The 25,404-nt window shown below is 45.2% G+C and carries 21 protein-coding genes; 14 read left to right on the plus strand and 7 right to left on the minus strand.

Going from position 1 to position 25,404, the window contains the following annotated elements; genetic code table 11:
* The first annotated feature begins 6 nt into the window (after positions 1 to 6).
* From L0992_19545 to L0992_19555, 3 genes are all read left to right on the plus strand, one after another.
* Positions 7 to 1,137: a carotenoid 1,2-hydratase gene (locus L0992_19545; GenBank protein XGB70390.1), complete on the plus strand. Its 1,131-nt coding sequence runs from the start codon at positions 7 to 9 to the stop codon at positions 1,135 to 1,137.
* Between the two features lie 191 nt (positions 1,138 to 1,328).
* On the plus strand, positions 1,329 to 1,538 hold the full coding sequence (locus L0992_19550) for a hypothetical protein (protein XGB70209.1): 210 nt from the start codon (positions 1,329 to 1,331) through the stop codon (positions 1,536 to 1,538).
* Positions 1,535 to 1,717, plus strand: a complete 183-nt coding sequence (locus L0992_19555) for a hypothetical protein (GenBank protein XGB70210.1) — start codon at positions 1,535 to 1,537, stop codon at positions 1,715 to 1,717. The genes L0992_19550 and L0992_19555 overlap by 4 nt, the downstream gene beginning before the upstream one ends.
* 81 nt (positions 1,718 to 1,798) lie before the next feature.
* Here L0992_19555 and L0992_19560 read toward each other — a convergent pair whose 3' ends face one another.
* Entirely contained in the window at positions 1,799 to 2,587 is a 789-nt protein-coding gene (locus tag L0992_19560; protein XGB70211.1) for a helix-turn-helix transcriptional regulator, read from the minus strand.
* Positions 2,588 to 2,690: 103 nt separating this feature from the next.
* Between L0992_19560 and L0992_19565 the strand changes: the two genes are divergently transcribed.
* The 4 genes from L0992_19565 (at position 2,691) to L0992_19580 (ending at position 6,820) form a co-directional block, all read left to right on the plus strand.
* Positions 2,691 to 3,587, plus strand: coding sequence for a DMT family transporter (locus L0992_19565; GenBank protein ID XGB70212.1), 897 nt, complete (start codon positions 2,691 to 2,693; stop codon positions 3,585 to 3,587).
* 209 nt (positions 3,588 to 3,796) lie between these two features.
* On the plus strand, positions 3,797 to 5,419 hold the full coding sequence (locus L0992_19570) for a peptide ABC transporter substrate-binding protein (GenBank protein XGB70213.1): 1,623 nt from the start codon (positions 3,797 to 3,799) through the stop codon (positions 5,417 to 5,419).
* A gap of 386 nt (positions 5,420 to 5,805) precedes the next feature.
* On the plus strand, positions 5,806 to 6,309 hold the full coding sequence (locus tag L0992_19575; GenBank protein XGB70214.1) for an acyl-CoA thioesterase: 504 nt from the start codon (positions 5,806 to 5,808) through the stop codon (positions 6,307 to 6,309).
* Between the two features lie 265 nt (positions 6,310 to 6,574).
* A complete protein-coding gene (locus L0992_19580) occupies positions 6,575 to 6,820 on the plus strand; it encodes a hypothetical protein (GenBank protein ID XGB70215.1) in 246 nt (81 codons plus the stop codon).
* Between the two features lie 638 nt (positions 6,821 to 7,458).
* Here L0992_19580 and malG read toward each other — a convergent pair.
* The 3 genes from malG to malE form a co-directional block, all read right to left on the minus strand.
* Positions 7,459 to 8,349 carry a maltose ABC transporter permease MalG gene (malG, locus tag L0992_19585; protein XGB70216.1) on the minus strand — a complete coding sequence of 297 codons (891 nt, stop codon included), beginning with the start codon at positions 8,347 to 8,349 and terminating at the stop codon, positions 7,459 to 7,461.
* Positions 8,350 to 8,360: 11 nt separating this feature from the next.
* Positions 8,361 to 9,932: a maltose ABC transporter permease MalF gene (gene malF, locus L0992_19590; GenBank protein XGB70217.1), complete on the minus strand. Its 1,572-nt coding sequence runs from the start codon at positions 9,930 to 9,932 to the stop codon at positions 8,361 to 8,363.
* Between the two features lie 81 nt (positions 9,933 to 10,013).
* Entirely contained in the window at positions 10,014 to 11,198 is a 1,185-nt protein-coding gene (malE, locus tag L0992_19595) for a maltose/maltodextrin ABC transporter substrate-binding protein MalE (GenBank protein ID XGB70218.1), read from the minus strand.
* 665 nt (positions 11,199 to 11,863) lie between these two features.
* Here malE and malK point away from each other — a divergent pair.
* A complete protein-coding gene (gene malK, locus L0992_19600; protein XGB70219.1) occupies positions 11,864 to 12,976 on the plus strand; it encodes a maltose/maltodextrin ABC transporter ATP-binding protein MalK in 1,113 nt (370 codons plus the stop codon).
* 242 nt (positions 12,977 to 13,218) lie between these two features.
* Here malK and L0992_19605 read toward each other — a convergent pair whose 3' ends face one another.
* On the minus strand, positions 13,219 to 13,419 hold the full coding sequence (locus L0992_19605) for a restriction endonuclease subunit S (GenBank protein ID XGB70220.1): 201 nt from the start codon (positions 13,417 to 13,419) through the stop codon (positions 13,219 to 13,221).
* A gap of 224 nt (positions 13,420 to 13,643) precedes the next feature.
* Positions 13,644 to 15,560, minus strand: coding sequence for a methyl-accepting chemotaxis protein (locus tag L0992_19610; protein XGB70221.1), 1,917 nt, complete (start codon positions 15,558 to 15,560; stop codon positions 13,644 to 13,646).
* Between the two features lie 448 nt (positions 15,561 to 16,008).
* Here L0992_19610 and L0992_19615 point away from each other — a divergent pair, with 448 nt between their 5' ends.
* From L0992_19615 to L0992_19640, 6 genes are read left to right on the plus strand one after another with little or no spacing between them, the layout of a single operon-like run.
* Positions 16,009 to 16,965 carry a MoxR family ATPase gene (locus tag L0992_19615; protein ID XGB70222.1) on the plus strand — a complete coding sequence of 319 codons (957 nt, stop codon included), beginning with the start codon at positions 16,009 to 16,011 and terminating at the stop codon, positions 16,963 to 16,965.
* 10 nt (positions 16,966 to 16,975) lie between these two features.
* Positions 16,976 to 17,902, plus strand: coding sequence for a DUF58 domain-containing protein (locus tag L0992_19620; protein ID XGB70223.1), 927 nt, complete (start codon positions 16,976 to 16,978; stop codon positions 17,900 to 17,902).
* Positions 17,899 to 18,384: a DUF4381 domain-containing protein gene (locus L0992_19625; protein ID XGB70224.1), complete on the plus strand. Its 486-nt coding sequence runs from the start codon at positions 17,899 to 17,901 to the stop codon at positions 18,382 to 18,384. The genes L0992_19620 and L0992_19625 overlap by 4 nt, the downstream gene beginning before the upstream one ends.
* Entirely contained in the window at positions 18,377 to 19,369 is a 993-nt protein-coding gene (locus tag L0992_19630; protein ID XGB70225.1) for a VWA domain-containing protein, read from the plus strand. The genes L0992_19625 and L0992_19630 overlap by 8 nt, the downstream gene beginning before the upstream one ends.
* Positions 19,362 to 21,329, plus strand: coding sequence for a VWA domain-containing protein (locus tag L0992_19635; GenBank protein ID XGB70226.1), 1,968 nt, complete (start codon positions 19,362 to 19,364; stop codon positions 21,327 to 21,329). Before L0992_19630 ends, L0992_19635 begins: the two co-directional genes overlap by 8 nt.
* Before the next feature lie 2 nt (positions 21,330 to 21,331).
* Positions 21,332 to 23,011 (plus strand): BatD family protein, encoded by a 1,680-nt coding sequence (locus L0992_19640; GenBank protein XGB70227.1) that lies wholly within the window; start codon positions 21,332 to 21,334, stop codon positions 23,009 to 23,011.
* Between the two features lie 104 nt (positions 23,012 to 23,115).
* On the opposite strand, the gene L0992_19645 is transcribed toward L0992_19640, so the two are convergent.
* A complete protein-coding gene (locus L0992_19645; GenBank protein XGB70228.1) occupies positions 23,116 to 25,260 on the minus strand; it encodes a GGDEF domain-containing protein in 2,145 nt (714 codons plus the stop codon).
* Between the last annotated feature and the right edge of the window lie 144 nt (positions 25,261 to 25,404).

A 25,404-nucleotide genomic window follows, 5' to 3' on the forward strand; every position in this document is an offset into this window, starting at 1 on the left:
ATTGATATGAAGAGTAAGCTAATCAAACTGTCTGTTCTCTCACTTAGCTTGCTATCTCTATGGGGTTGTGACAAAGCCGATCCAAATTCCGCTCAAAACATGGGTTCAATACTTGGAAGTAGCAATGAGCAAAAGCAAAATGATCAATTCACTCCAGTAGATAAAGGCTTAGACATCAAATTCCCTGCCGACCATCAAGCACACCCTGATTTTCGCCATGAATGGTGGTACTTAACCGCCAACCTCATTGACGAAAATGGCAATGAACTAGGTGTGCAATGGACACAATTCCGCTTTGCAGCAGCTCCAGAAAACAGCGTCGATCAAACCAAGCAGCCTAAGCAAACAGCATGGCAAAGCCAGCAGATCTACATGGCGCACAGTGCCGTCACCACTAAAGACAAACACTATGCCGATGAAAAATGGTCGCGCGACCAAGCAGAATTGGCAGGCGTAAGTGCTTCACCACTTCGAGTCTATCTTGATGACTGGCAGTGGAGCTCATCAACCAATGATCTGTTCCCTGCCACACTGAACGCCAGCTCAGAACAGTTTGGCTACTCGTTAACACTCACCAGCGACGCTCCCTATCAAAAACAGGGAGAACAAGGCTACAGCACTAAAAGTAGCGACGAAAAAGTAGCTTCCTATTACTACAGCCAACCATTTATCGATGTATCGGGCAACGTGACGATTGATGGTGTCACGCATAAGGTTTCTGGCAAAGGCTGGATAGACAGAGAGTGGAGCTCGCAGTTCTTACTCGACTCACAACAGGGCTGGGATTGGTTTGCACTGAGGCTCAATGATGAAACTAGCTTAGTCGTGTTCCAACTACGAAATTCAACAACAGGCGAAGCCAATTATGCTAACGCAAGATTAATGCAGCAAGACGGTTCTGGCATTGCGATTTCACAACAAGACATCACCCTAACCGCCATCAAGCAAACAGAAATCGACGGACGCGATTACCCAACAGAGTGGCACATATCAATTCCAAGCCAGCAAATAGAACTGACAGTCTCGGCACTCAATCCCAAAGCAAAGATGCCACTATCGGTTCCCTATTGGGAAGGTCCTATTGTGATTGAAGGAACACACTCTGGTACGGGTTATATGGAGTTAACGGGGTATTAGATTGTGCAGTACTGACAACAAATACGTCGCGATAGCCATGGACTAAACCACTTTCAACCAAAACCTCCACCACGGAGGTTTTTGTTATTTCATTCGTTCTATTTATCTTAACGCCTGTTGAGAAATATCTAATTTAACCAAACAATAAGCACCCCTAAAATACCAATCAAATGCTTAGGGGGAGATAGAACATGATTAGCTCAGTACACAATGACGAACTCAACAGATATATAGAGAAACTAGACTTAAACCTTACCAAGGCTCAGGTTCGTGAACTTGGTTGGCAGCAAAGCAATGAAGAGGTAGGAAAAGGAAAAACAGTATTAGGCTCGTGGTTTTTCTTTTCTTTCTTTGGCTTATGTACGTCTGCATGTCTCGTGCTTCTGATGTATATCTCATGAAGATAAACAAAACAATGACCACGTATAACCAGCATGGAACGTTCAATTGGTTTGAGGTCGATGGAGAAGCGTACATACTGTTCAAGGTCGGCAGTAACAGTGCTCTATTGAACCAACACTATGAGGATGTCACCGAACAACAGAGCGAAATATATGAATTATTAGGTGCGATTCCATAAGTTCATACCACACGTATTCACTTATGGTCTATCTACTCACTAACTAGCGAAAACCTCCGTTCTTTTGGCAACACGAGCTAGCTACAACAAACGATTCTTATATTGCTCCGGCGTTTGACCAGAATACTTCTTGAACATGCTAATGAAAGGACTCGCTTGGTTGTAGCCTAATGTCAGGGCAACCTCTTTAACCGACTGCCCATTTCTTAGCAGATCCATTGAGTACAAGTAGCGTACTCGCAGTCGCCATTCAGTAAAACTCATCCCCAATTCACTTTGGCAATGACGTGACAAAGTTCGCTCGGTTGCGTGCACTTTCTCTGCCCAATCCTTTAGCGAGATATCGTCTGTTGGGTTCTCTTCGATGGCCGCCAGAATAGGTGCAAGGTACTTGTTATCGGTTGAAGGTAAGAAGTGATGCTCAACTTGGCGCTCTGCTAATTGGTCCAACAGTACCTGTACAAGCCTTTGATCTTGTTCGCTTTGTGCGACATTGATGTCACGCTGGCGAAAGTCATCAATGATCGAAGATACGATCGGTGTAATCTTAATGAGGCTGGTTTTCTCAGGCAGATGTTGAGTTAACTCACGTGCAATATTCAAAGAACAGTAGTCCAATGGTTTACGGTTATAACTGCAGTGCATGACCCCGGCGGGCACCCAAATCGCTAGATGTGGCGGTGCGAGAAAGCGGGTTCCCTCTGCTTCCATTTCAAGAATCCCACCGCTGATCAACTGAACCTGTCCCCAAGGGTGGCTGTGTACACGAGTTTCGGTGTTCGATAAGAACGCTTCGAAATTCATAAATACGTTGGATGGTGCCTTATCGATTGATAAGGATGGGTGAAGGTTTCTTGAGTGTTTTTTCAATCTTGTCTTCCTATCGCGCCTGATGTCTTTTTAAAGATATCTGTAAGTATAACGACCTGTCAAACTAGCCGCATCAACTCATTTGCGACGGAAACCACACCACATGCATTATCTTTTACCATTTTTCACAGTCTGTATCTGGGGTGCTAATGCGATCGTCAATAAGCTAGCCGCAAGCACCATCGAACCGAGCGCAATGAGTTTTTACCGTTGGTTCATTGCGATGTTAATCCTGACGCCTTTCTGTATTCGCTCAGTTATCAAACAATGGCCAATCATTAAACCTAACTTGTCGAAATTGGCATTCCTTGGTTTTTTGGGCATGGTGTTAAACCAATCATTGGGGTACTACGCCGGCCTAACTACAACGGCTTCTAACATGGCATTGATCACTTCATTAGTGCCGTTGATCAGCGTGTTCCTGAGCGTTCCACTGCTCAACAAGTCGATTTCTAGCTTGAGTATTGTCGGCGGTGTGTTGTCTCTGTCTGGATTAGCCCTAATGCTTGGTAAGGGTGACCCGCTGTTCTTTATTCATCAAGAACTGACTCAAGGCGATGGTTACATGCTAATCGCGGCATTTGTTTATGCCTCTTACTGCGTGTTGTTGAAACGTTGGAAAATGCCAATCAGCAACTGGGTGGTGATCTACATGCAAGGGATGTTCGCAGTCGCAATGTTGGCACCACTTTGGCTGACCAGCGACCAACTTATTCCTTCGCAACAAGCGATTCCTTTGATTGCGTACGCGGCGATTGCAGCTTCTATTTTAGCGCCTTGGATGTGGGTAAAAGCGATTGATACCATTGGTGCCGATTCCAGTGCGATGTTCATGAACTTGCTGCCTGTTGTTGCGATCGTATTGGCTGCAACCTGGCTAGGTGAAGAGATTAACCAATTCCATATCATTGGTGGTGTGATGGTGATTTCAGGCGTTATTCTTGCTCAAATTAAACGAAAACCAAGGCTTGAAGCGCCCCTGCCTCAGCAAGCTAACTAAACTTAGCTTGGGTTAGATTAGAGTAAATTAATTAGACGACCAATAATTCGCTAATCAACCTTTCACCACAGTGCCTGCTTTATCGCAGGCATTTTTATTTTGTTCACAACACTTTCAAATTCCTTTAATACGCACTTATTGTTGTTGCAACCAACGACCGACTCATGTTTAATGCATCGAGTACTGTTTAAGTTGTAAAAGGAATTACAATGACCCAACCAACGCTACCTGTGATCATATCGTCACTGCTGGCTGTAACGTCTGCTTCAAGCTTCGCTGCCTCTATTACTAACGATACTCCGCTAGCTGAAGAGCAACATTTTGTTCGTGGTAATGGCGCAGAACCCAATACTCTCGACCCAAGTTTCGTCAATTCAGGCATGCCCGGAGACATCATCGTCAATGACATGTTTGAAGGGTTCGTTATCGAAAACAGCGATGGACAGATCATTCCAGGACAAGCTGAAAGTTGGACGTTCAGCAACGGCGGTAAGACGGTTACGTTCGTTTTGAAAAAGGGCCTTAAGTGGTCGAATGGTGAACCAGTCACCGCATCAGACTTTGTGTTTGGTTGGCAGCGTGCCGTGTCTCCGAAAACGGGCAACAACACCGGATTTGTGTTCTCGACGGCAAATATCGTCAACGCCAGCGAGATTCTTTCAGGGGATAAAGATCCATCAGATCTTGGTATTCAAGCACTAGACGATCGCACGGTAGAGATCTCGCTTTCAAAGCCTACGCCCTATTTCATGAGTTTAATGAGTATCAAGACCTTCTTCCCTTTACCTTCTAAGTTGGTTGAAGAGAAAGGAGCCCAATGGACTCGCGCCGAAAATATCACGACTAATGGCGCTTACACACTCAGCAAATGGGTACCTAACGAATACGTCGAAGTCACCAGAAACCCAAATTACTGGGATAACGCTTCAACCGTCATCAATAAGGTGACTTACTTAGGTTTATCCTCTCAAAACGCAGAGCTGATTCGTTATCAGTCTGGTGAGATTGATATGACGAACCGCGTTCAGCTTGAGTATTACCAAAAGCTTGTCAAAGAGAGCCCTGAACAGATTAAAGCTCAAGCGTTATTAGGATCGTATGTTTATTCGTTCAATACTCGTCAAGCTCCGTTTGATGATGTCAGAGTTCGACAAGCACTGAGTATGGCGGTCGACCGAGATATTTTGGTCGATAAAGTAACAGGCCAAGGCGAACCTCAAGCTTACAGCGTGACACCTAATAATATCCCGAATTACACGGCGCCTAAGTCTTTATTCGAAGCGCTTGATAGCTCACAGCGCCAAGCAAAGGCCAAACAGTTACTCGAAGAAGCTGGGTACAACAAAGAGAACCCACTTACATTCACACTCACGTATAACACCAGCGAGAACCACAAAAAGATCGCCATCGCGATTGCTTCGATGTGGAAACCGCTTGGCGTGAAGGTAGAACTAGAGAATATGGAGTGGAAGGCATATGTCGCAGCTAAAGGAGCGGGAGATTATCAGCTTGCTCGCTCATGGGCATTTGGTGACTACCCAGAACCCTCAGCGCTACTAGAAGCCTTCACATGTGGCCACACAGCTAACGAGAGTGGTTTCTGTAACACTGATTTTGATGAGCTGTTACAGAAAGCGAGCAAAACGGAAGATCAGGCTAATCGCTTTGCTTTATACCAGCATGCTGAATCACTACTTAACGAATCAGCAGCAGTTATGCCTTTATATCACTACAATCACACTCGATTAGTGCGAAATACACTCAAAGGCTTCCCTAACAACAATCCGAAAGGAAATATCTACGCGAAGGATCTATACTTCATAAAAGAGTAAAAGTGAGCTGAAGAATAAATAGTTTTAACTACCACTTTAGTGGTAATTGCGATAAAGTCACTTTAACTAAACCAAACAAGCAACGGTTAGTTGGCAAACAATAAAAGGTACCGACATGAGTACCTAAAGGCTTAGAAGCACCTAGCATTGCGCTAGGTGTTTTTTTTTGCAATCGCCCCTTTCTTTTGGCTTACTCTCGATTGTCTTTCCGTGTTTATCCCTCACCTTGAAACTCAATAACCATCAATGTTCATCAGTTCGTCATCCGTTTGAAAAAAATAGTCTTAACCGTGAGATTATCCGCTTTAATTTCTATCATCTTATGTATATTGTTATTAGCAAGTAACAAGCATGTTATGCAGCACAATAATAATGAAGGAAGATAGATGAGCAGTAACAATAGCCGACAAGATGGTAAACGAGACGTTACTCTGCGTTTTTTAGCTGAACCCGGGGATGTGAACTTTGGTGGTAAAGTTCATGGTGGCGCAGCAATGAAGTGGATCGATTTAGCTGCCTATGCTTGTTCTGCTGGGTGGAGTGGCAAATATTGCATTACGGCCTACGCTGGTGGTATTCGATTTGTTGCCCCAATCCATGTAGGCAACCTAGTAGAGGTAAGTGCGAAAGTCATCTATACCGGTTCGTCTTCTATGCACATTGCGATCGATGTACAAGCGAGCGACCCTAAAGAATTGAATAACCGTCTAACCACTCACTGTATCGTGATTATGGTAGCGGTTGATGAAAACGGTAACCCGACTAAAGTGCCTGAATGGGTGCCAGAAACACCAGAAGACATCGAATTGAGAGATTCCGCTATCCGCCTAATGAACATGCGAAAACAAATCGGCGAAGAGATGGAAGCGCACGTGAAGTACCTTAAATAGGTTTAGTCACTAGCCCTGCCTTGCAACCAAGCTCTTTCAATACCCACTATTTCAATGCCAAGCCGCCGCTTGGCATTTGTTTATCTAACGTTCTCAATTAACGATAAAGCGCGTAGCACACCTTCTAGAGCGTGATACTCAGCCAAAGGTTGAAATGAATCGACACGAGTTCAAAGAATTATTTTGACTGTCATAAAGTCGTCATTTAGCTCTGATTAAATACCGCCAATCATAATGGATGTATTTGAATTTCCCGGAGCCACACTTGAGCGTCACACGCCCCACTCTTAGCGAATCTACACTGAACAATTTGAAGGCTGTTGAGTATCAATGGGTTAGAACCTTGTACGTCGAGGGCTACGACAGTAATGAAATTAATCACTACATCCAGACGTGCTTCGGCGGTGATCCAACGTTTGCGGATCTGTTTCGTCGTGTCGCACTCGATCAAGAAAGCATCTATGTGTTGTTACAACACTTGGGCTGTGCACCTTCAAGCAAAGAGTTCTAGCGGCTAGAACTCATTATTCACATTCTATCGCTACCTATTCCAAGTTGATCCAGCCCAGCGTTTTGATTGTTAACCGTCAACTATAGCTCCAACACCATTCCATCAGCCTGAGTTATGACTCTTTAAAACTCACAGCCACATCCCGTTTCTATATGCACTTTCTCTGCAATTACAGCACTTGTTGCATACAAATCATTGAAGTATCACGCATTGGAATATTAGCAATATATCAATAGATCAACAGCCCCTTATACTGAGTGTCTGATTTGTGAGACTCGTTCATACCTTCAAGTAAGAGGAATGAGTCAAGAAAGGTGTAGGAGAGAAGTGACTCGAAGCTTTTAATATTAAAGCGGTTATCAGCACAATAACGGTGATGGATACAAGAGTTGACGAGTAAAGCAGACACAAAGACAAAGCAAAAAGTAGCAGGCATAAAAAAACCCAAGTAAGTACCTGGGTTAGAGTTACAAAAACCACTAATCATTAATAGCGTAAGGAACCTGATTAGTAGCCAGCTATGCGTAACCTGAGGGTTATTTTTATTACTGATCGGCGGCCAAACCAAATGATGTAATAAAAATGCCAATATAGAGCGACCACGAAGGTCGCTCTTTTTCTTTCTTATGAGATACAGCTTATCCTTTTACACCACCTGCCGTCAAACCGCCAACTAACCAACGTTGAGCAAGTAAGAACACGATAGTAATCGGAAGAGCTGAAAGTACAGCCGCTGCCGCAAAGTCACCCCATAGGTAGTTCTGAGGGTATAGGTATTGCTGCATACCTACTGCTAGCGTGTAAGAGTTCACATCAGTAAGCAGAATAGATGCTACTGGTACTTCACCTACTGTTGCAATGAACGACAGAATAAACACAACTGCTAGGATTGGCACAGACAATGGTAGTAGAACCAGTCTGAATGCTTGCCAAGGCGTTGCACCATCCAGTGCTGCAGCCTCTTCCAAAGAGTTGTCAATCGTCTCAAAGTAGCCTTTAATCGTCCAAACGTGCAGTGCGATACCGCCTAAGTAAGAGAAAATCAGACCGCCATGCGTGTTCAAGCCTAAGAACGGGATGTATTGACCAAGTTTGTCGAACAACGCGTAGATAGCCACTAGAGCAAGTACCGCTGGGAACATTTGGAAAATCATCATCGCTTTCAGGATAGTTTCTTTACCCTTGAAGCGCATACGAGCAAATGCGTAAGCCGATGTCGTAGACAGTGCCACAATCAAGATAGACGTCACACCTGCCACTTTAACCGAGTTCCATAACCAGGTTAAAACAGGGAATGGAGGTGGCGTTACCGAGCCATCTGCGTTCGTTACTGAAATACCCAGTGCGAGTTTCCAGTGCTCCAATGATGGATTGTCTGGAATCAAGCTACCCGTAGCGAAGTTACCTTCACGGAACGAGATCGCGATGATCATCAGAAGAGGGAAGATAATCATTGCCAAGAAGCACCACAACACTGCATGCGTTGCCCACACTCGGTATTTAAGGCCTTTACCTTGTACCATAGCCATTGTCGTGCTCCTTAATCTTGAGACAGTTTAGTGAAACGAAGGTTTAGTAACGCTAGTGCACCAACCAATAGGAAGATAAGCGTTGCGATTGCACTTGCTAGACCGAAGTCTTGACCGCCGCCGCCTTCGAATGCAATTCGGTACGTGTAGCTTACAAGCAAGTCTGTGTAACCCGCTGGCTCAGAAGTACCAATCATGTTCGGGCCACCGTTCGTCAATAGTTGAATCATTACGAAGTTATTGAAGTTAAAGGCAAACGCTGCAATCAGTAGCGGTGTAAGCGGTTTAATCATCAATGGGAATGTGATGCGCTTGAAGTTATCAAGGAAGTTCGCACCATCAATTGCTGACGCTTCGTATAAGTCATCAGGAATCGCTTTCAGCAAGCCCATACATAGAATCATCATGTAAGGGAAACCTAGCCATGTGTTAACAATCAACACCATGGTTTTCGCAAGGATTGGGTCTGAGAACCAGTTCGGGCTTAAGCCGAAGATATTCTCGAGCACCATGTTAATCTCACCAAAGCTCTGGTTGAATAAACCCTTAAAGATAAGAATCGAGATAAACGCTGGTACTGCGTAAGGCAGAATCAGTAGAACACGATAAATAGAGCGGCCTTTCAATTCTTCCCACTGTACGATGTTCGCCAGTACAAGACCGATGACAAGTGTGAACACTACGGTACATACAGAGAAGATAACCGTCCAAATAAAGATGCTGATGAAAGGTTCTTTGATACCTTCATCTTTCCACACACGTTCAAAGTTATGTGTACCAATGCTAACAACGAAGCCCGGAGAGATTGTGTTACCTGTAAACTCACCATTAGCATCAACAGGTTGGTAGAAACCTAAGTCCATATTTGGCTTGAGAACATCACCCGTTTCGTTGTTGATTAACGTTTCGTCATCATCCTGAAGGGTGTAAAGCGGAGCAACAGAAGCGAACTTACGTAAGCCACTCATGCGGATGTCACCACCGTCCGGTAGATTGAAATCAACACCACTGATCGCTGCTCGGTTTTTGATGATCGCTTTGATCTTCTCTTTTTCACCTTGCGTAGACTCGATTGCAGATAGGTCCATTTCTGTCGCTGTCATATTGTCTAAAGAGAATACGTCAGTCGCTAATAGTTGGTCGCCATCTTTAACCACGATCTGGTGACCGTCGTCAGTCTTGTACAAAGTGAATGGGTAGCTATCACCACTTTGGAAAGTGCGGTCTAAAAGAACGGTTTGAGTACGTTCTAGAGAAAGCTGGTTTTTTGCGCTGTAGTTTGTAAACGCAAGCCCTACGGTGTATGCCAATGGGAAAAGAATGAACAAGATCATTCCGGCAATACCTGGGTAAATATAACGGTGGGCGTAAGTTTTCTTACTACCAAAAATGTAAAGTGCCAAAGCCGTTAAGATCACTGTAAGCAACGCAAAAGCGAGCTCACCGCGAGAATACATTAGAATTGTAGCGTAGCCGTTAATTAAGCCAACGCTACCAAGCAACCCCCATTTGATGAAGACGCTTTTACTGCCTGGAAGGCTTGATGGTGCTGGGATAGCATCTGTACCTTGAACTGACTGCATAGAGGAACCTGCTAGCGATATAGATAAAAAATAGAAAAGTAAGGAGAGGTTGCCCTCTCCTTAAAAGGTAGTGCTTGGTTGTTACTTAGTCATACGACCTTCAGCAGCTTTTAGTGCTTCGTCTACTGATTGACGGCCGTCAACTACGTTGCCGATCGCTTCTTCCATGCTGTACCAGAACGTTGTGAACTGAGGGATGTTAGGCATGATTTCACCGTTCATCGCGTTGTCCATTGTTGCTGCAATACGAGTATCGCTGTCTAGTTGACGTTGGAAAGAGTTAAGAGCAACAGCGCCTAGTGGCTTGTCGTCATTCAGGCTCTTCATACCTTCATCAGTTAGTAGGTAGTTTTCCATGAACTCAACAGCTAGGTCGCGGTTTGGAGAAGCAGTGCTGATACCACCAGCCCATACACCAACGAAAGGTTTAGACGCTTTACCGTTGAACTTAGGTAGCGTTGTTACACCGTAGTCTACGCCAGCTTTCTTGATGTTTTCCCAACCCCAAGGGCCGTTGATTGTCATTGCAACGTTACCTGCAACGAATTCAGACTCAGCTACTGAGTAATCCATGTCTGCAGAGATAACTTTGTCTTGTACCATCTTCTCGATGAAACCTAGAGACTTCTGAACACCGTCAGTCGCTACGCCCGCATCTTTAATGTCGTAACCTTCTGCAGTCTGTTTGAATGCGTAACCGCCGTCAGCTGCAAGTAGAGGCCATGTGAAGTAAGCGCCGCCACGTAGAGGCCACATGATCGCTTTCTTGCCGTCTTTTTGAAGTTCAGCGTTAAGTGCTGGGATTTCTTCCCAAGACTTAGGTGGGTTAGGAACAAGTGCTTTGTTGTAAATTAGAGAAACTGACTCAACGGCAACAGGGTATGCGATTGTTTTACCTTCGTAAGAAACAGCGTCCCATGCGAAGTCTACGATACCTTCTTTAGTCTCTTTAGAAGGTTTGATATCTACAAGAAGACCCGCTTCTGCATAGCCGCCAAAACGGTCGTGTGCGTAGAAGATCATATCTGGGCCGTCGCCCGCTGCTGCTACTTGAGGGAATTTCTCTTCTAGCTTGTCAGGGAAAGCAACTGTTACTTTAACACCAGTATCTTCTTCGAAGCGTTTACCTACTTCAGCCATGCCTTCATAAGCTTTGTCACCACCTACCCAGATTGTTAGTTGTCCTTCTTCGATAGCAGCGTTTGCACCAAAAGAACCCAGAGCAACCAATGTACCTAGAGCTACAGCGCTTAGAGCGTTTTTCATGTGAATATCCTTTTTATATTTATACGTAGGGCACATCTACCAAGACGAGCCAGTTTTCGGAGGTTATGATCTGAGAAAACAGACCCTAGCTCATCATCCTAGCCACTACGCCCTAGCTATTATGGCTTAAATTCGTGATCGCCATCCGGTCAGATTAGAGACTAGAATCACAAAACACATACTCATCGTGATCAACATCACCGTTATGTGGTGGATTTATTTGAACTGGATCGCCAATTATTATTAACCCCCTATATCTACTCCTCCCCTCCTACTCCCCCTAGTTAATTTTCTATTAGGAGGATGTACCCTTCCGCCAATTCACGGAAACTGCATTCATCCAAGAGTGGATAGTAAGAACCCTTTACCAGCAAGTGTCGTGTGTAACCACATTGTTCATTAAGCTGGCTTCACTGCCCGCTGTTGTCTTTATTAAGCATCGAGCTAAATCTGTGATTGAATCACGGGGGAGGTTTAGCTGGATGTGGGGGAAATAGGCACCAGTTTGGCTATGACGGGTGGGCTTGGTTACAGAATCCAAGTCTCACCCACTTTTTTTCTTACTCACTCAATACTTACCAATTCCTACAGTTACTGCTGACCCAAAAATTTCTTATAATGATAAGCAGTAAAACTTAAAATTTGATCGATCGAGGACAAGCTAGATGGCGAGTGTCACGTTAAAAAACGTTTATAAATCATATGGTGATGTACAGATTTCTAAGGACGTAACCTTAGACATCAACGAAGGTGAATTCGTAGTATTCGTTGGACCATCAGGTTGTGGTAAATCGACGCTATTACGTTGTATCGCAGGTCTAGAAGACATTACGTCTGGTGATTTGTACATTGGCGACCAACGCATGAACGACGTTGAGCCATCAAAGCGTGGCGTAGGTATGGTATTCCAATCTTACGCGCTTTACCCTCACCTTAACCTTTACGACAACATGTCTTTTGGTCTTAAGCTAGCGAACGCTGATAAAGCTGAGATTGATAAGCGTGTTGAGCATGCCGCTGAAATCCTTCAGCTTGGTCATCTACTAGAGCGTCAACCAAAAGCACTTTCTGGCGGTCAACGTCAACGTGTTGCCATTGGTCGTACTCTGGTTTCTCAACCAAACGTATTCCTGCTAGATGAGCCGCTATCTAACCTAGATGCTGCGCTGCGTGTTCAAATGCGTTCACAAATCACTAAGCTACAACGTCAACTTGGTTGCACCATGATCTACGTTACCCACGACCAAGTGGAAGCGATGACAATGGCCGATAAGATTGTTGTACTTGATGGCGGTTACGTATCTCAAGTTGGTAAGCCACTTGACCTATACCACTACCCTCAAAACCGTTTCGTTGCTGGCTTTATTGGCTCGCCGAAGATGAACTTTATGTCTGTACACATTGAACAGGCTGAAGCAGAACGCGTATTGGTACAGCTTTCAAACGGCATGACTTTCTGGATCCCTGTTGATGGTACAACCGTTAACGTTGGCGACCGTATGTCTCTGGGTGTTCGTCCTGAGCACTTGATGTCTGCTGAAGCAGGTGATGCAACGATTGAAGGCGAAGTAATGATCGTCGAGAAGCTAGGTAACGAAACTCAAGTTTACCTAAACCTTGAAAGCGCAGATGCTGACGTTATCTACCGTCAACCAGACACGCTAACGGTTGAACCAGGCGACAAGCTAGCGATTGGTATTCCAGCGCACCGTTGTCACTTGTTCCACAGCGATGGCCGAGCATGTCGTCGTCTATACAAAGAGTACGGTACTGATTAATCGACTCACTGTTAATCGATAACTGTCCAAATTCAATCCCTCTTACCTTGTAAGGGGGATTTTTCTTTCTGTAAGGTCTTAATCAGTAACACGCATTGCTTTCACTGGCACATTATCGACAGACAATAAAAAAGGCCTAGCATGCGCTAGACCTTTATCTGTTCAGTTAGAGTCTCGGCTCAACCAATCACTTCAAACAGTCACTCAAAACCATTACTTAAAAGAGAGGACGTGTCTCAAGCTTAGTGGATTGGTGTATCACTTTTTTTGTTGAACTGGCCAAAATGCTTTTCTAACACTTCTGGAGTCAGTTTGCCTTCCGCTTCTAGTCGCTTAAATTCAGCAACGATCGCTTTTTGCTCTTCAAGTGATGGTAGTTTTACCTCTGGCTCATCGCCCACCTCTTGAGTCATCTGCTCTAGTTCTTTTTCAAAATCGCTCATGATACTTACCTAAATATTAAACCTAATCAGATTTTACTCATTTACGCCCTTTGATGCTAGGGTGATTGAATTTAAAGCCCGAAACCAGATCAAGCTAAGGTCAGTTAGAAGAGAACAAAACCACAAAATAGAAAGAGCTGGGTTCACGATAAAATGAATCCAGCTCTTCGTCTATGTAACCATCTAAGCCATGCTATAACCTAAGGTATGAAAACTTAAAGGGATTAAAGCTTGAATGAACCAACCATCTTATCTAGACGGGAAGATAGGTCACGAAGCTCTTGGCTTGCTTCTGCAAGTTGCTCTGCCGTACCCGTCGTCACTTCGTTGATTGCGTTGATCTCTTCAATGTTCTGGTTGATGGTGTGAACTACGGTTGATTGCTCTTCCGTTGCCGTAGCAACTTGTGTGTTACGGTCGGTAATATCAACGATACGGTCTGAAATACCACCCAGTACGTCTACCGCTTCATCCGATGCTGATACACCCTCAAGGGTAATCACTTTACCTGCACTCATTGCCGTTACCGCGTCTTTCGCATCGCTTTGCAGTTGGTTGATCATCTTCTGAATCTCTTCCGTTGAATCTGCAGTGCGGCTTGCTAGGTTACGTACTTCATCTGCTACTACGGCAAAACCACGACCTTGTTCACCAGCACGTGCTGCTTCAATCGCAGCGTTCAGTGCAAGCAAGTTAGTTTGCTCTGAAATATCACGGATAACACCCAGAATAGAGCCAATGTCTTGCGTTGTTGAAGCAAGCTGCTCAACCACTTGGCCTGTGCTTTCGATGTCTTGAGCTAAACGGCTGATCGCGTCTTTTGCTTTATTCACAACAGAACGACCCACTTCAGTATTACCTGACGCTTGCGTTGCTGTTTCTGCTGCTGTTGCTGCGTTTGATGCAATTTCGCTGATGGTCATACCCATTTGATTAATTGCAGCAACCACTTGAAGGGTTTGGTCACGTTGCTCTTGGCTGTTGTCGTGCGTGATGTGGGCTTTGTTAGAAACACTCTCTGCTGCCACTTGAAGGGCTTGGCTTGTAGAACACACCTCTTTCATCGACTCGTGGATCTTTTCAATGAATCCGTTGAAGCCTTTTGAAAGCTGTGCGATTTCATCGTTGCCTTTCACTTCGATACGTTGTGCAAGGTCACCATCACCTTCGCCCAGGTCACCAAAGCGCTTAGCCAGTAGTTTAATCGGTTGAGTAATACTGTTTGCTAGCACTACGCCCATTAGGATAAATACTAAGGCCACAACCGCAGTCATGATTAGCATCTTTTGTGCTGTCTCATCTAGCTCAGCAAATACTTCGCCTGTAGGTACTACACCAATAACAAACCAGTCCATCGACGACACGTATAAACTCGCCACGAACAGCTCTTGACCTTGGCTTTCAGTGGTAATCAAGTTGAAGCCTGACTTATTCAAAAGCTGACTTGATTGAGGACCGTAAAGTTGTTGAAGAGAAGAATCACTGCGAGAACGTTCACGGTGAATCTGCACATCACCTTGGCTGTCGGTTAAGAATACGAAACCAGTATTCTCAATTTTGAAGCCATTAAGAAGGCTCACCATATCGTCCATCGATTTTGATAGACCAGACATCGCTAGACCAGAAGGCTGTTGGTAGTTAGCGAACATTTTCACTTCACCATTGGCTTCTTGGAACATGCTCACCATGGTTGGCTGTCCAGACTGCGTAAAACCAAAGAACCAACCATCTTGCTGTTGGTTTAACTGACGTAGGAAACCATTTTGGTTCCAGTAGTAAGCCGTTTGACGGTTCGCTACTGAAGCATCGTTTAACTGATATTGGTTACGAACGTTGTTCAGTTGTTTAACTAACTTGTTCTCTAGTGCAGGGTCACGATCTGTCGATTCAATCGCATCAGAGATGAATTCGTTTGACGCAATTTGCTCCGCCGCTAACAACAGTTGAGAGACTTCACGGTCAATTTCACCATTGATTCGCTCAAGCATCCCTGGAAGTTCAATATCAACCAATCGATGACTCAAGACATCTCTTGCTTGTTGCTGCGCCATCGCGCCAACAATAACCGTAGAGGCAAGAACCGCAAAAGTAATACCCAGTACTACCTTTTGCTTAATACTCAGAGAGTTAGTTTTCAACATATTTGGACCTTCAAAAAGAATCGCTCGTTATTTGTGTACCCTGAACAGGACTTTTTTAGTGCACCCCAATCAGAAGTGCACAATCTAAGTTATGTATCGACCACAACCAATAAAACTAGAGACTTTTCTCTCAAAAAATTGCAAATATGATGTAACAATTAAAGACATTCATCTTAAGCATGAATCAACTAAGCAAATACCGCATTGTCGAGAGTCGATTTTAGCTCTTAGGTCTAACCGAACTCAAACCGCTCCACACCGCCGAGCTTTTGTATATAAAAACCAGTTGATATGGTAAAAATCATAATCGAGTGGTGCTTTTATCTAACTACTTGTAAATCATTCCAAATTTGAAAAAATAAATTACGCAGATGTACTGGAACTTTTTGCTACGGATAAGTGACCAATACTCAAAATAAAAATCAAATGGATACCCAGAGAGTCCAAAATGCACAAAACAAATTTCGAAGTCCTTCAAAACTATTTAGAGTCTCAAATCATTGGTCAGCAAGAGCTCGTTAAGCAGCTGATGATCGCCCTGTTGGCGGATGGTCATATCCTTGTTGAAGGGCCTCCCGGTTTAGCAAAAACTCGCGCCGTAAAATCACTGGCTGATTGCGTTGAGGGGGATTTCCACCGCATTCAGTTTACGCCTGACTTACTGCCTGCTGACTTGACTGGTACCGATATTTTCCGACCAGAGACCGGGGAGTTCACCTTCCAATCAGGCCCGATTTTCAACTCGCTCATTCTAGCGGATGAGATCAACCGTGCTCCTGCGAAAGTACAAGCTGCGATGTTAGAAGCGATGGCGGAAAAACAAGTCACTGCGGGTCGAAAAACCTATGCTCTGCCTGAACTGTTTTTGGTGATGGCAACACAGAACCCGATTGAGCAAGAAGGCACATACCCACTGCCAGAGGCCCAGCTAGACCGTTTCTTACTTCACCTTGAAGTTGAATACCCAGATATGGAGAGTGAGCTTGAGATCCTGCGACTCAACCGCGGTGAAGCTCAAGGTAATGAATCAGTTCAGCCACAAGAGATATCTCAGCAAACGATCTTTGAAGCACGCCAAGAAGTGCTCAATATTCACATGGCAGACACCATTGAGCAGTACATCATCAGGCTGGTAATGGCGACTCGCCAACCTAAGCAATACAGCGATCAACTTGATCAATGGCTGGATATGGGTGTTAGCCCGCGTGCGACCATAGCTCTAGACCGCTGTGCTCGTGCACATGCTTGGCTTGCTGGCCGCGACTATGTTACTCCACAAGACGTTCAAGCAATGGCATTCCCTGTACTGCGCCACCGCCTACTTCGTAGCTACCACGCACAAGCGGAAGGGGTCACTGCAAACCAAGTGATCGCACACCTTATTTCACTGGTTGGTAGCGCATAGGAATACGCGCATGAATAATCAACTACCAAACCACAGTGACGGCGTGATGCTGAATCTGGATGAGCTGCTGCAATACAAGGCGCAGTCTGTTCGATGGTTGCCTCCAGCGAAGAGCCTCTGGTCTCAACTCAATGGACAACACGAGAGCAACCGCAAAGGGCGCGGAATGAATTTCTCGGAAGTTCGTCAGTACCAAGCGGGCGATGACATTCGCAGCATTGATTGGCGCGTGACTGCTAGGACAGGCAAGGCGCATACCAAACTGTTCTCTGAAGAAAGAGAACAGCCTGTCATTTTGTTCTTGGACCTATCAAGCAGCATGATTTTCGGCTCAACCTTATTGCTAAAGTCGGTTCAACTTGCGCACTTTGCTAGCCAATTGTGCTGGTTAACTGTGGCTCAAAAAGACCGAATTGGTGCTGTGATTGATACGGGCAAAGAGATCATTGAGATAAAACCTAGTGCAAGCAACCATGCTCCGCTACGTATTTTGCAAAAAGTCATAGAAATCAATAACTCGGCACTGACTAATTACGACAATCATAGTGACACGACTTTAGAGCATGGGCTGAAATCTCTGCACCAGCTTTGCCCAAAAGGGAGCGATATCATTATGCTCAGTGACTTTGTGCGTTACCAAGAAAGTGATTACTCACTTATCAGTCAAATACGCCGACACAACCGAGTACGTCTGGTACATTTTTACGACCCTCTAGAGCAAGGTCAAACGACCTATAAAGGCTCGAAACAAGTCACTGATGGCAGTAAAACACAGTGGTTCAACTTCTCCTCTAATAAAGAAAAGGAAAAGCTCAACCATGCCTTCTCAGCCAAGCAGCAGCAGCTACAACAGATGGGATTATCTCTCGCGATACCCTATAGCTCGCTGTCGAGTGCACAGCCATTATTGAGCCAAATATCGGGAGCTCGGTCATGAATCAGCCCTTAGATTTAAGCCCTGTTATTGCGCCAGACGCACCAACATGGTGGCCTTTGGCGTGGGGTTGGTGGGCCGTAATTGTCACAGCCATTATCCTGATTGCTTTGGTGTTTTTTATTGTAAAACGCAGAAAAAACAATCAACAGGCGAAGCAAGAAGCGCTGTCTTACTTCTGTAGTAGTCAGTCCTCAAATCGCTTATCTCCGAGCGAAGCACAACGTCTCCTTCGTCAGGCAGCATTGAGCTACTTCCCACGTGAGAAAGTAGCAGGCCTAGCGGGTGACGACTGGTTGAAGTTCTTAGACGCACAACTAAAAAAGCCGTTGTTTGTAGCAAAACAATCCCAGTGGCAGCAGTCGCTCTATCAAGATCCAACTTCAATGAATGACGATCAGCGCAAGGTTCAACAGCAATTGGTTAATGACTGCGAAACATGGCTTCGTAAAGCCCTTCCTCCAAAGCGAGGTAATCATGACTGATCTTTTAAACACGAGCATTCTAAATATTGAATTCGTTTGGTGGTGGATGTTTTTCCTCGCACCACTGCCGTTTCTCGTTTACTTGTTCTCACCTAAGGCGGAATCAAGTAGCGCCCTGAAGCTTCCATTTCTGCCAGAAGACAGCAACACCAAAACACCAAGCACTCGCTTGCCAAAGGCGTTGTCCGTCATTATCTGGCTTTTATTGGTGACAGCACTCGCACGCCCCGTTTGGTATGGCGAACCGGTAGAGTTTCAACCGAAGCACCGTGACTTGATGTTAGTTGTCGACCTCTCCTACTCGATGAGCCAAGAGGATATGCAGTTCAATGGCGAATACATCGACCGCTTATCGGCAGTCAAACATGTATTGAGTGACTTTATTGAGCGCCGAAAAGGCGACCGAGTTGGGTTGGTGCTCTTTGCCGATCATGCCTACCTACAAACGCCTTTGACACTAGACAGAGACACATTGTCACAACAACTCAATCAAGCGGTACTGAGACTAATCGGTAATCAAACTGCGATTGGCGATGGCATTGGCCTGGCGACCAAGACCTTTGTTGATAGTGATGCACCTCAACGTGTGATGGTGCTACTCAGTGACGGTAGCAATACCGCTGGGGTATTAGACCCATTAGAGGCCGCAGACATTGCCAAGAAATACAACGCGACCATCTACACCGTCGGTGTTGGCGCAGGCGAAATGATGGTTAAAGAGTTCTTCATGACTCGCAAAGTAAACACGGCTCAAGATTTGGATGAACGCACGCTAATGGAAATTGCTAAACGCACTGGCGGTCAATACTTCCGAGCGCGCGACAGCAAAGAACTGGCGACCATTTACGACACCATCAACCAGTTAGAACCCGTGACAAATGCCACCAAGGTTTGGCGACCACAACAAGAGTGGTTCGTATGGCCTTTGTCTGCTGCCATGTTCTTCGCATTTATGCTGTTAGCCATTAGGAGAAACAATGTCTAACTTTACTTTTATCTACCCATATTGGTTCTTGTCGCTTGCCGCATTGCCCGCGATTTGGTGGCTCAGCAAGAGACAATCGAAACAAGGGTTATTTGCTTCTCATATCGCGCGATATTTAGCCCCAGAATCAAGCAAGCCGTCTAAAAACCGCAGTACTTACTTTGGTATCTGGTGGTTGGTCGGTGTCATTGCATTAGCTGGGCCAAGCTTTCGAAACAATGAGCAGCCAAGCTTTGAAAAAACGCAGGCGCGAGTTGTGATGATGGATATGTCGATGTCGCTCTACGCTACCGACATAAAACCAAACCGTTTAACGCAAGTGCGATATAAAGCGCTCGATCTACTCTCATTGTGGAAAGAGGGCTTAACCGGAATGGTCGCTTACGCTGGCGATGCTTATACCATTAGTCCGCTAACGTCAGACATCAACACCATTAAGAGCCAAGTACCGAACTTGTCTCCAGATATCATGCCTTATCAAGGCAGCAACGCCCCCGCTGCGGTTAAGCTTGCGATTGAGATGATGACTCGTGCGAAGATCTACCAAGGTGATTTGGTACTCATTGCCGATGACATCGATGACCAAGAGAAAAAAGAGATCGACTCGCTACTATCTGGTGGCAATTGGACGCTATCTATCTTAGCGGTAGGCAGTGAAAGTGGCGCACCAATCTCGTTGCCAACTGGCTCGATGATGCAAACCGACTCTGGACAGACGGTAGTAGCAAGAACCAACTTAAAGAACATGCGCGATCTTACACGCAGCTATGGTGGCACCTTTACTGAAGTGCAGTTTGATAATTCAGATGTTGAACACATTGCGAGCTATCTCGACCGCATAGCAACAATGACGGAAGTGACCAAAACCAATAACTCACTTAACACCAGAGTCAACAATGGCTTTTGGCTACTGCCATTCCTATTGCTACCAGCGCTTGGACTTTTCCGAAAAGGTGTTATTTGGTGCGGACTGGCTGTGGTTCTATCATTTAGCCAACCGAATACTGCGCTTGCAAGCCCATGGAAAACCGACGACCAAGTAGGTTATCAGTTTTATCAAGATGAAGATTTCCAGCAAGCTGCGGAACAATTCAAACAGCAAGCGTGGAAAGGCATCTCACAATACAAAGCGGGTGACTTCGAAGCGGCTGAGCAAACACTACAAGGTTTGACTGGCGAAAGTGCTCGTTACAACCTTGCGAATGCTCAAGCACAGCAAGGCAAGTACGATCAAGCGATAGAAGAGTATCAACACATTCTAGACAACAATCCTGAGCACGCATATGCCAAGAAGAATCTAGAGATCGTCAAACAAGCCCAACAGCAACAGCAACAGCAACAGCAACAGCAACAGCAACAGCAACAGCAACAGCAACAGCAAGGTGATTCTGAATCCAAAGGTCAAAAAGACCAAGACCAAGACCAAGACCAGCAGAATCAGCAAGGTCAGCAAGGTCAGCAAGGTCAGCAAGGTCAGCAAGGTCAGCAAGGTCAGCAAGGTCAGCAAGGTCAGCAAGGTCAGCAAAATGATTCTTCGCAAGACTCGTCGGATCAACAGCAAAGTTCTACGAGCGACGAACAATCGCAGAGCCAATCTCAAAACACTAACCAAGAGCAAGCCAAAGACCAACCGGATGCGAAGTCAAGTGAGCAACAGGGTGAGCAAGAAGGCGAGCAAACAGCTCAGTCTAAGCAACCAAATAAAGCCGAGCAGTCAGAAGACCAAGATGAATCAACGCCTCAAAGTGCGAGTGCACAGCAAGCTTCAAGCGAACAAGGTGAAGACGATGCTAAACAAGCTGTAGCACAAACCTCAGGGCAGCCGCTATCGAGTGACCCAGATATGCGAAAGCTTGAGCAAGTAGAAAGCGCCCGTGACCCGAGCCAGCTGCTTAAAGCACAAATGATTTTACAAGCACGACAAAAAAGTGCTCCTAACAACCAGAACAAAAAGTGGTAACCATGCGATTTCTTAACAAGCCATTTTTATCCATACTCCTAACGCTGCTGTTAGGCGCTTTCTCGTCCTTTTCGGCATTGGCGGCGACTGCCGTAGCGAGCGTTTCACAAAACAGTGTTACGAAAGATCAAGTATTCCTACTTAGAGTCGCAACCGATGAAAAGGTCTCTTCTGATGCTTTAGATTTAACGGCGCTCCAACAGGATTTCTATGTCGGCACACCAAGTTTTGGGTCGTCGATGCGAATCGTCAATGGTAGCCGTTCGGTGTCAAGTGAATGGAACATTAGCCTTGCTCCCCTTCGTTTGGGCAAGGTTCAGATTCCTAGCTTCGATATTGAAGGGGCAAAAACCAAGCCAATCACCATCAATGTTGCCGTTAATAAAGCTGCACCTACTCAACATGATATGGCTGAGTTCCAGCTTAATCTGAGTAAAGACTCGCTATATCCACAAGAAGTCGCTGAGCTTGATGTAAAACTCATCATTAAAGCTGACCCAAGAAGACTGCAAGACCCTAAAATAGCGCCACCGAGCTCGCAGGGCTTAGACGTGGAACCTATTGGTGAATCGAAGCAATTTCAAGATGTCCTCAATGGACAAGAAGTAACGGTCGTTCAGCAGTCATTCCGTATATCTTCACAAAAATCTGGTCAGTTTAAGCTGAACGGACCGAAGCTGACTGGAGCCGTTGTCTACTCGACCAACAACTCCAGTACAACGCGATTGTTCCAACTCGACACTCCCGTTGAAACCCTAGATGTAACCGTCAAAGAGGTGCCAAAAGGCTACCAAGGTGAGTGGTTACCAACATCAAACTTCAAGTTGATTCAAAAATGGTCTGATAGCCAAGGTAACGAGCTAACCAGTAACAATGGTTTAGAAGGCGACAACCAAACCATCGAAATGGAAGCTGGTGATTCGTTAACTCGTACCATTACTATGACGGCTAGCAACTTAACCCAGCACCAACTGCCGAAGCTGAATATCACCTACCCTAGATCGGTTCGTGTTTATGAAGAGAAGCCGCAATTTGGTACAACACAGTCCGGTGATGCGGTGGTGGTTTACAAGCAGGTATTGATCCCGAAAGAAGCTGGAAATATCTCGCTTCCGAAGGTCTCTCAAGCTTGGTTCAACACTGATTCACAATCGGAGCAAACCAGTAAAGCGCTTGGACTAGAGTTAGCGGTAAAGGCAAGTGACCGTCCGACATCTAGCACACCACCGGTTACAGCACCACCAGCCCCACAAGTAAGCCCAACGGTTGTGACTGTTGATAGCCCGGGGTTTTGGCCTTATCTCACCGCTCTGTTCGCAGTCTTGTGGTTGGTTAGCTCAGCGATGGCTTTCTACTTCTGGTCACGCCGCGGTGTAACGACAAAACCAACACACACTATTAAACGTCAATCAGATACAGCAGAAGCGCTTATTGAAGCTCTAAAAACGAAAGATGGCGTGAAGACCAGAACCTTGTTTGAGCAATGGAGGGCTGAAAACCCAGACTTGAGTGATGAGACGTTAGAAGCCATTGAAGCCGAGCTAAGCAAGCTAAACCAAAGCCTTTATGGCGAATCTAGCTCGACAACCCCATCATGGGATCCTTCTGAGGCAATCAAAGCAGTTAAGAAGCCAAAGCGAGCCTCTAGCAAAACGCGTAAAAGCTCACTAGAAACGCTTTAATTAATTAGAAAAGTCTAATTGGGTATAAGAAAAGAAGCCGTGATGACCACATTGTGAGCATCACGGCTTTGTTCGTTTTTACGATAAGAAGAAATAATACCGAACTAGGAAATTGAAACTGCGACCTTTTTTCGCTTTAAGGCTGAGACAATTCTATTTCGCCCCGAGTCTTTGGCTTGATATAGGGCTTTATCTGCCTTGCCATAAAGCAGGTCAAAATCAAATTGGTGCTGATCAGAAGTTATCGATGCATACCCAACCGATGCCGTTAAATATGGGCTAGTACTGCTTTCACAGTGAAGGATTTTCGCCTCTTCTATGCACTTTCTAATAGACTCGGCACGCTGCTTCGTTTCAGAGTGATTAGTGCCGATCATCAACAACATGAACTCTTCTCCGCCAATACGACAGAAGGTTTCCTTGTCACTATGAACATGAGCGTTAAGTATCTTGCCGATGGTTCGCAGTGCTGCGTCCCCTTCTGTATGACCATAGACGCTGTTGTACAAACCAAAATGATCTAAGTCGACAAGGATCAGCCCAAATGTAATTTCATGTTGCTTGGCAAAAGCACCTTGATCATCACAGTTCAAATCTTCTAGAACCTGCGACAACATGCGACGGTTTCCAAGGCGTGTCAGAGGGTCTAATTTAGAAATGATATCCAATTGTTCATTGGCTAGTTCTAACTCTTGGGTGCGCTTACTGACTTCCTGCTCCAGAGTTTCATTGAGCTTTTTCAACTCTTCTTGAGCCATGGTTCTTTGCAGCACCTCAGCAAGGCTTGAAGCAAAGATACGAATTACTTCACGAAGCTGTGAGGTTAATGGGCTACGAGTTAACAAGTTATCCGCAGCGATAAACGCAATCGGCTCACCCGTGTTTGTAGTAAGCATGGTCATTGCCGTCCAACCGACGCCAACAATATTAAAATCGTGATAAATAGGGACTGATTCTTCAAACGCCACTTGGTTAGGACAAGCACGCGCTGCGGCTACAATGTCACGTTCCACCAGCTCAGAGCGATAATAAGACTCATCGACTATGTCGCCTTTAATGTCTGTGCCCCACGTACCTTGCATGTAGCTACAGTTTTTATCAGTGAGGAACACCGCTAATCTGTCAATGCCTAAGTGCTGAATAGCGAAACTTACCGCGGACTTACAGACTTCACTGACACTATCGCAGCGAGACAACTCAACCATGCTCGAGTGCAGCATACGTATGTTCTGTTCTTGGCGTTTACGAATGTAGATTTGAGAAAGCAGAGAGCCGAACGATTCAAGCATCTGCTTTTGGTAATTGGTAATTGACGAACGGTGAATGTAGTTATCCATGGCGATCCAGCCGACAGGTTTATCCCCTTCTCGTAAGATCAACATACCATTCCAACCCTGTCCAACCACTTTGCCTTCAGTGTATAGAGGCGCTTGTTCAATAATAACCAAGTTGGTGTGGTTGTCAGACAGAGCCTCTATATATTCCGCTTCAAGCTGATGTAAGTCGTATTGAGTATGATGCTCGCTATTAGTTTTTCCCAGTTCATCAGTGCCGTAAGTTCCACTAAAACACCGCTTTTTCATATCAAGCAACATAAAGATCGCACGATCAAAGCCTAAGCGGTCACGTACAGCTTCTACTGACGCTTTATAGAGTGCGTCTAAAGATTCTGGATTCGATAGCTCTAACGCGACTTGATGAACCAGTTTCATGTTCTCAACAAACAGTTCTCGTAGCTTTATCTCATCAAGGTACTGCGCTTCACGTGTGTCTCGGTGCTTTATCTCAAGTGCCGCATTCTTTTCGGCACGAATACATTGCCAACGAGCAGCCGCGAGCTGTAAGACATCAAGATCTTGGTCGAAGGTTTGATTAACCTTCTCAGCATTGCAATTTTGAACAATTAAATAAGTTCTACAGGCAGGCGCGTTGTCGAGCATCATGATGAACGACTCCCCACCAAGCACTTTCATGTGTTCCCAATTACAGGTATTGATTGCCATCGGTAACACACCATCTGCGGTATCGAATTGTGAAACCCAAGGCCAAAATGTAGGGGGGTAATTCTCAAGAGAGGTTAATTCGCCATGACAAAACAAAGGTAACGAATCACTTTCCGGAATGGGCTCAGCAAATATCCCAACCCCTTTAGGATCAAGCATCTTAGCCAAGTAGTCGAAAAGAGACTCTGCCAGCAAACGGTGATCGCGCGTAGCAGATATTTGTTTTGCAAAGGCTTTTACAGGCACAGCTTCCGTCCATTGGCTATTGAGAATACAGCAAAAATACAGAAGCCTTGATATGCAATCAATGTAACTAAAAATGAGATGTTAAGCGGGTCGCAATTTCACTTTTTACATTATCACAAGCATGAGAAGGACTACAAAAATGGG

The organism is Vibrio pomeroyi (assembly GCA_041879425.1).
Classification (GTDB): domain Bacteria; phylum Pseudomonadota; class Gammaproteobacteria; order Enterobacterales; family Vibrionaceae; genus Vibrio; species Vibrio pomeroyi_A.

What these genes read in the sequence shown, in the direction of transcription:
- L0992_19545 (XGB70390.1), top strand. Translation starts at nt 7, where the DNA reads ATGAAGAGTAAGCTAATCAAACTGTCTGTTCTCTCACTTAGCTTGCTA.
- L0992_19550 (XGB70209.1), top strand. Translation starts at nt 1,329, where the DNA reads ATGATTAGCTCAGTACACAATGACGAACTCAACAGATATATAGAGAAA.
- L0992_19555 (XGB70210.1), top strand. Translation starts at nt 1,535, where the DNA reads ATGAAGATAAACAAAACAATGACCACGTATAACCAGCATGGAACGTTC.
- L0992_19565 (XGB70212.1), top strand. Translation starts at nt 2,691, where the DNA reads ATGCATTATCTTTTACCATTTTTCACAGTCTGTATCTGGGGTGCTAAT.
- L0992_19570 (XGB70213.1), top strand. Translation starts at nt 3,797, where the DNA reads ATGACCCAACCAACGCTACCTGTGATCATATCGTCACTGCTGGCTGTA.
- L0992_19575 (XGB70214.1), top strand. Translation starts at nt 5,806, where the DNA reads ATGAGCAGTAACAATAGCCGACAAGATGGTAAACGAGACGTTACTCTG.
- malG (XGB70216.1), bottom strand. Translation starts at nt 8,349, where the DNA reads ATGGCTATGGTACAAGGTAAAGGCCTTAAATACCGAGTGTGGGCAACG.
- malF (XGB70217.1), bottom strand. Translation starts at nt 9,932, where the DNA reads ATGCAGTCAGTTCAAGGTACAGATGCTATCCCAGCACCATCAAGCCTT.
- malE (XGB70218.1), bottom strand. Translation starts at nt 11,198, where the DNA reads ATGAAAAACGCTCTAAGCGCTGTAGCTCTAGGTACATTGGTTGCTCTG.
- malK (XGB70219.1), top strand. Translation starts at nt 11,864, where the DNA reads ATGGCGAGTGTCACGTTAAAAAACGTTTATAAATCATATGGTGATGTA.
- L0992_19605 (XGB70220.1), bottom strand. Translation starts at nt 13,419, where the DNA reads ATGAGCGATTTTGAAAAAGAACTAGAGCAGATGACTCAAGAGGTGGGC.
- L0992_19610 (XGB70221.1), bottom strand. Translation starts at nt 15,560, where the DNA reads ATGTTGAAAACTAACTCTCTGAGTATTAAGCAAAAGGTAGTACTGGGT.
- L0992_19615 (XGB70222.1), top strand. Translation starts at nt 16,009, where the DNA reads ATGCACAAAACAAATTTCGAAGTCCTTCAAAACTATTTAGAGTCTCAA.
- L0992_19620 (XGB70223.1), top strand. Translation starts at nt 16,976, where the DNA reads ATGAATAATCAACTACCAAACCACAGTGACGGCGTGATGCTGAATCTG.
- L0992_19625 (XGB70224.1), top strand. Translation starts at nt 17,899, where the DNA reads ATGAATCAGCCCTTAGATTTAAGCCCTGTTATTGCGCCAGACGCACCA.
- L0992_19630 (XGB70225.1), top strand. Translation starts at nt 18,377, where the DNA reads ATGACTGATCTTTTAAACACGAGCATTCTAAATATTGAATTCGTTTGG.
- L0992_19635 (XGB70226.1), top strand. Translation starts at nt 19,362, where the DNA reads ATGTCTAACTTTACTTTTATCTACCCATATTGGTTCTTGTCGCTTGCC.
- L0992_19640 (XGB70227.1), top strand. Translation starts at nt 21,332, where the DNA reads ATGCGATTTCTTAACAAGCCATTTTTATCCATACTCCTAACGCTGCTG.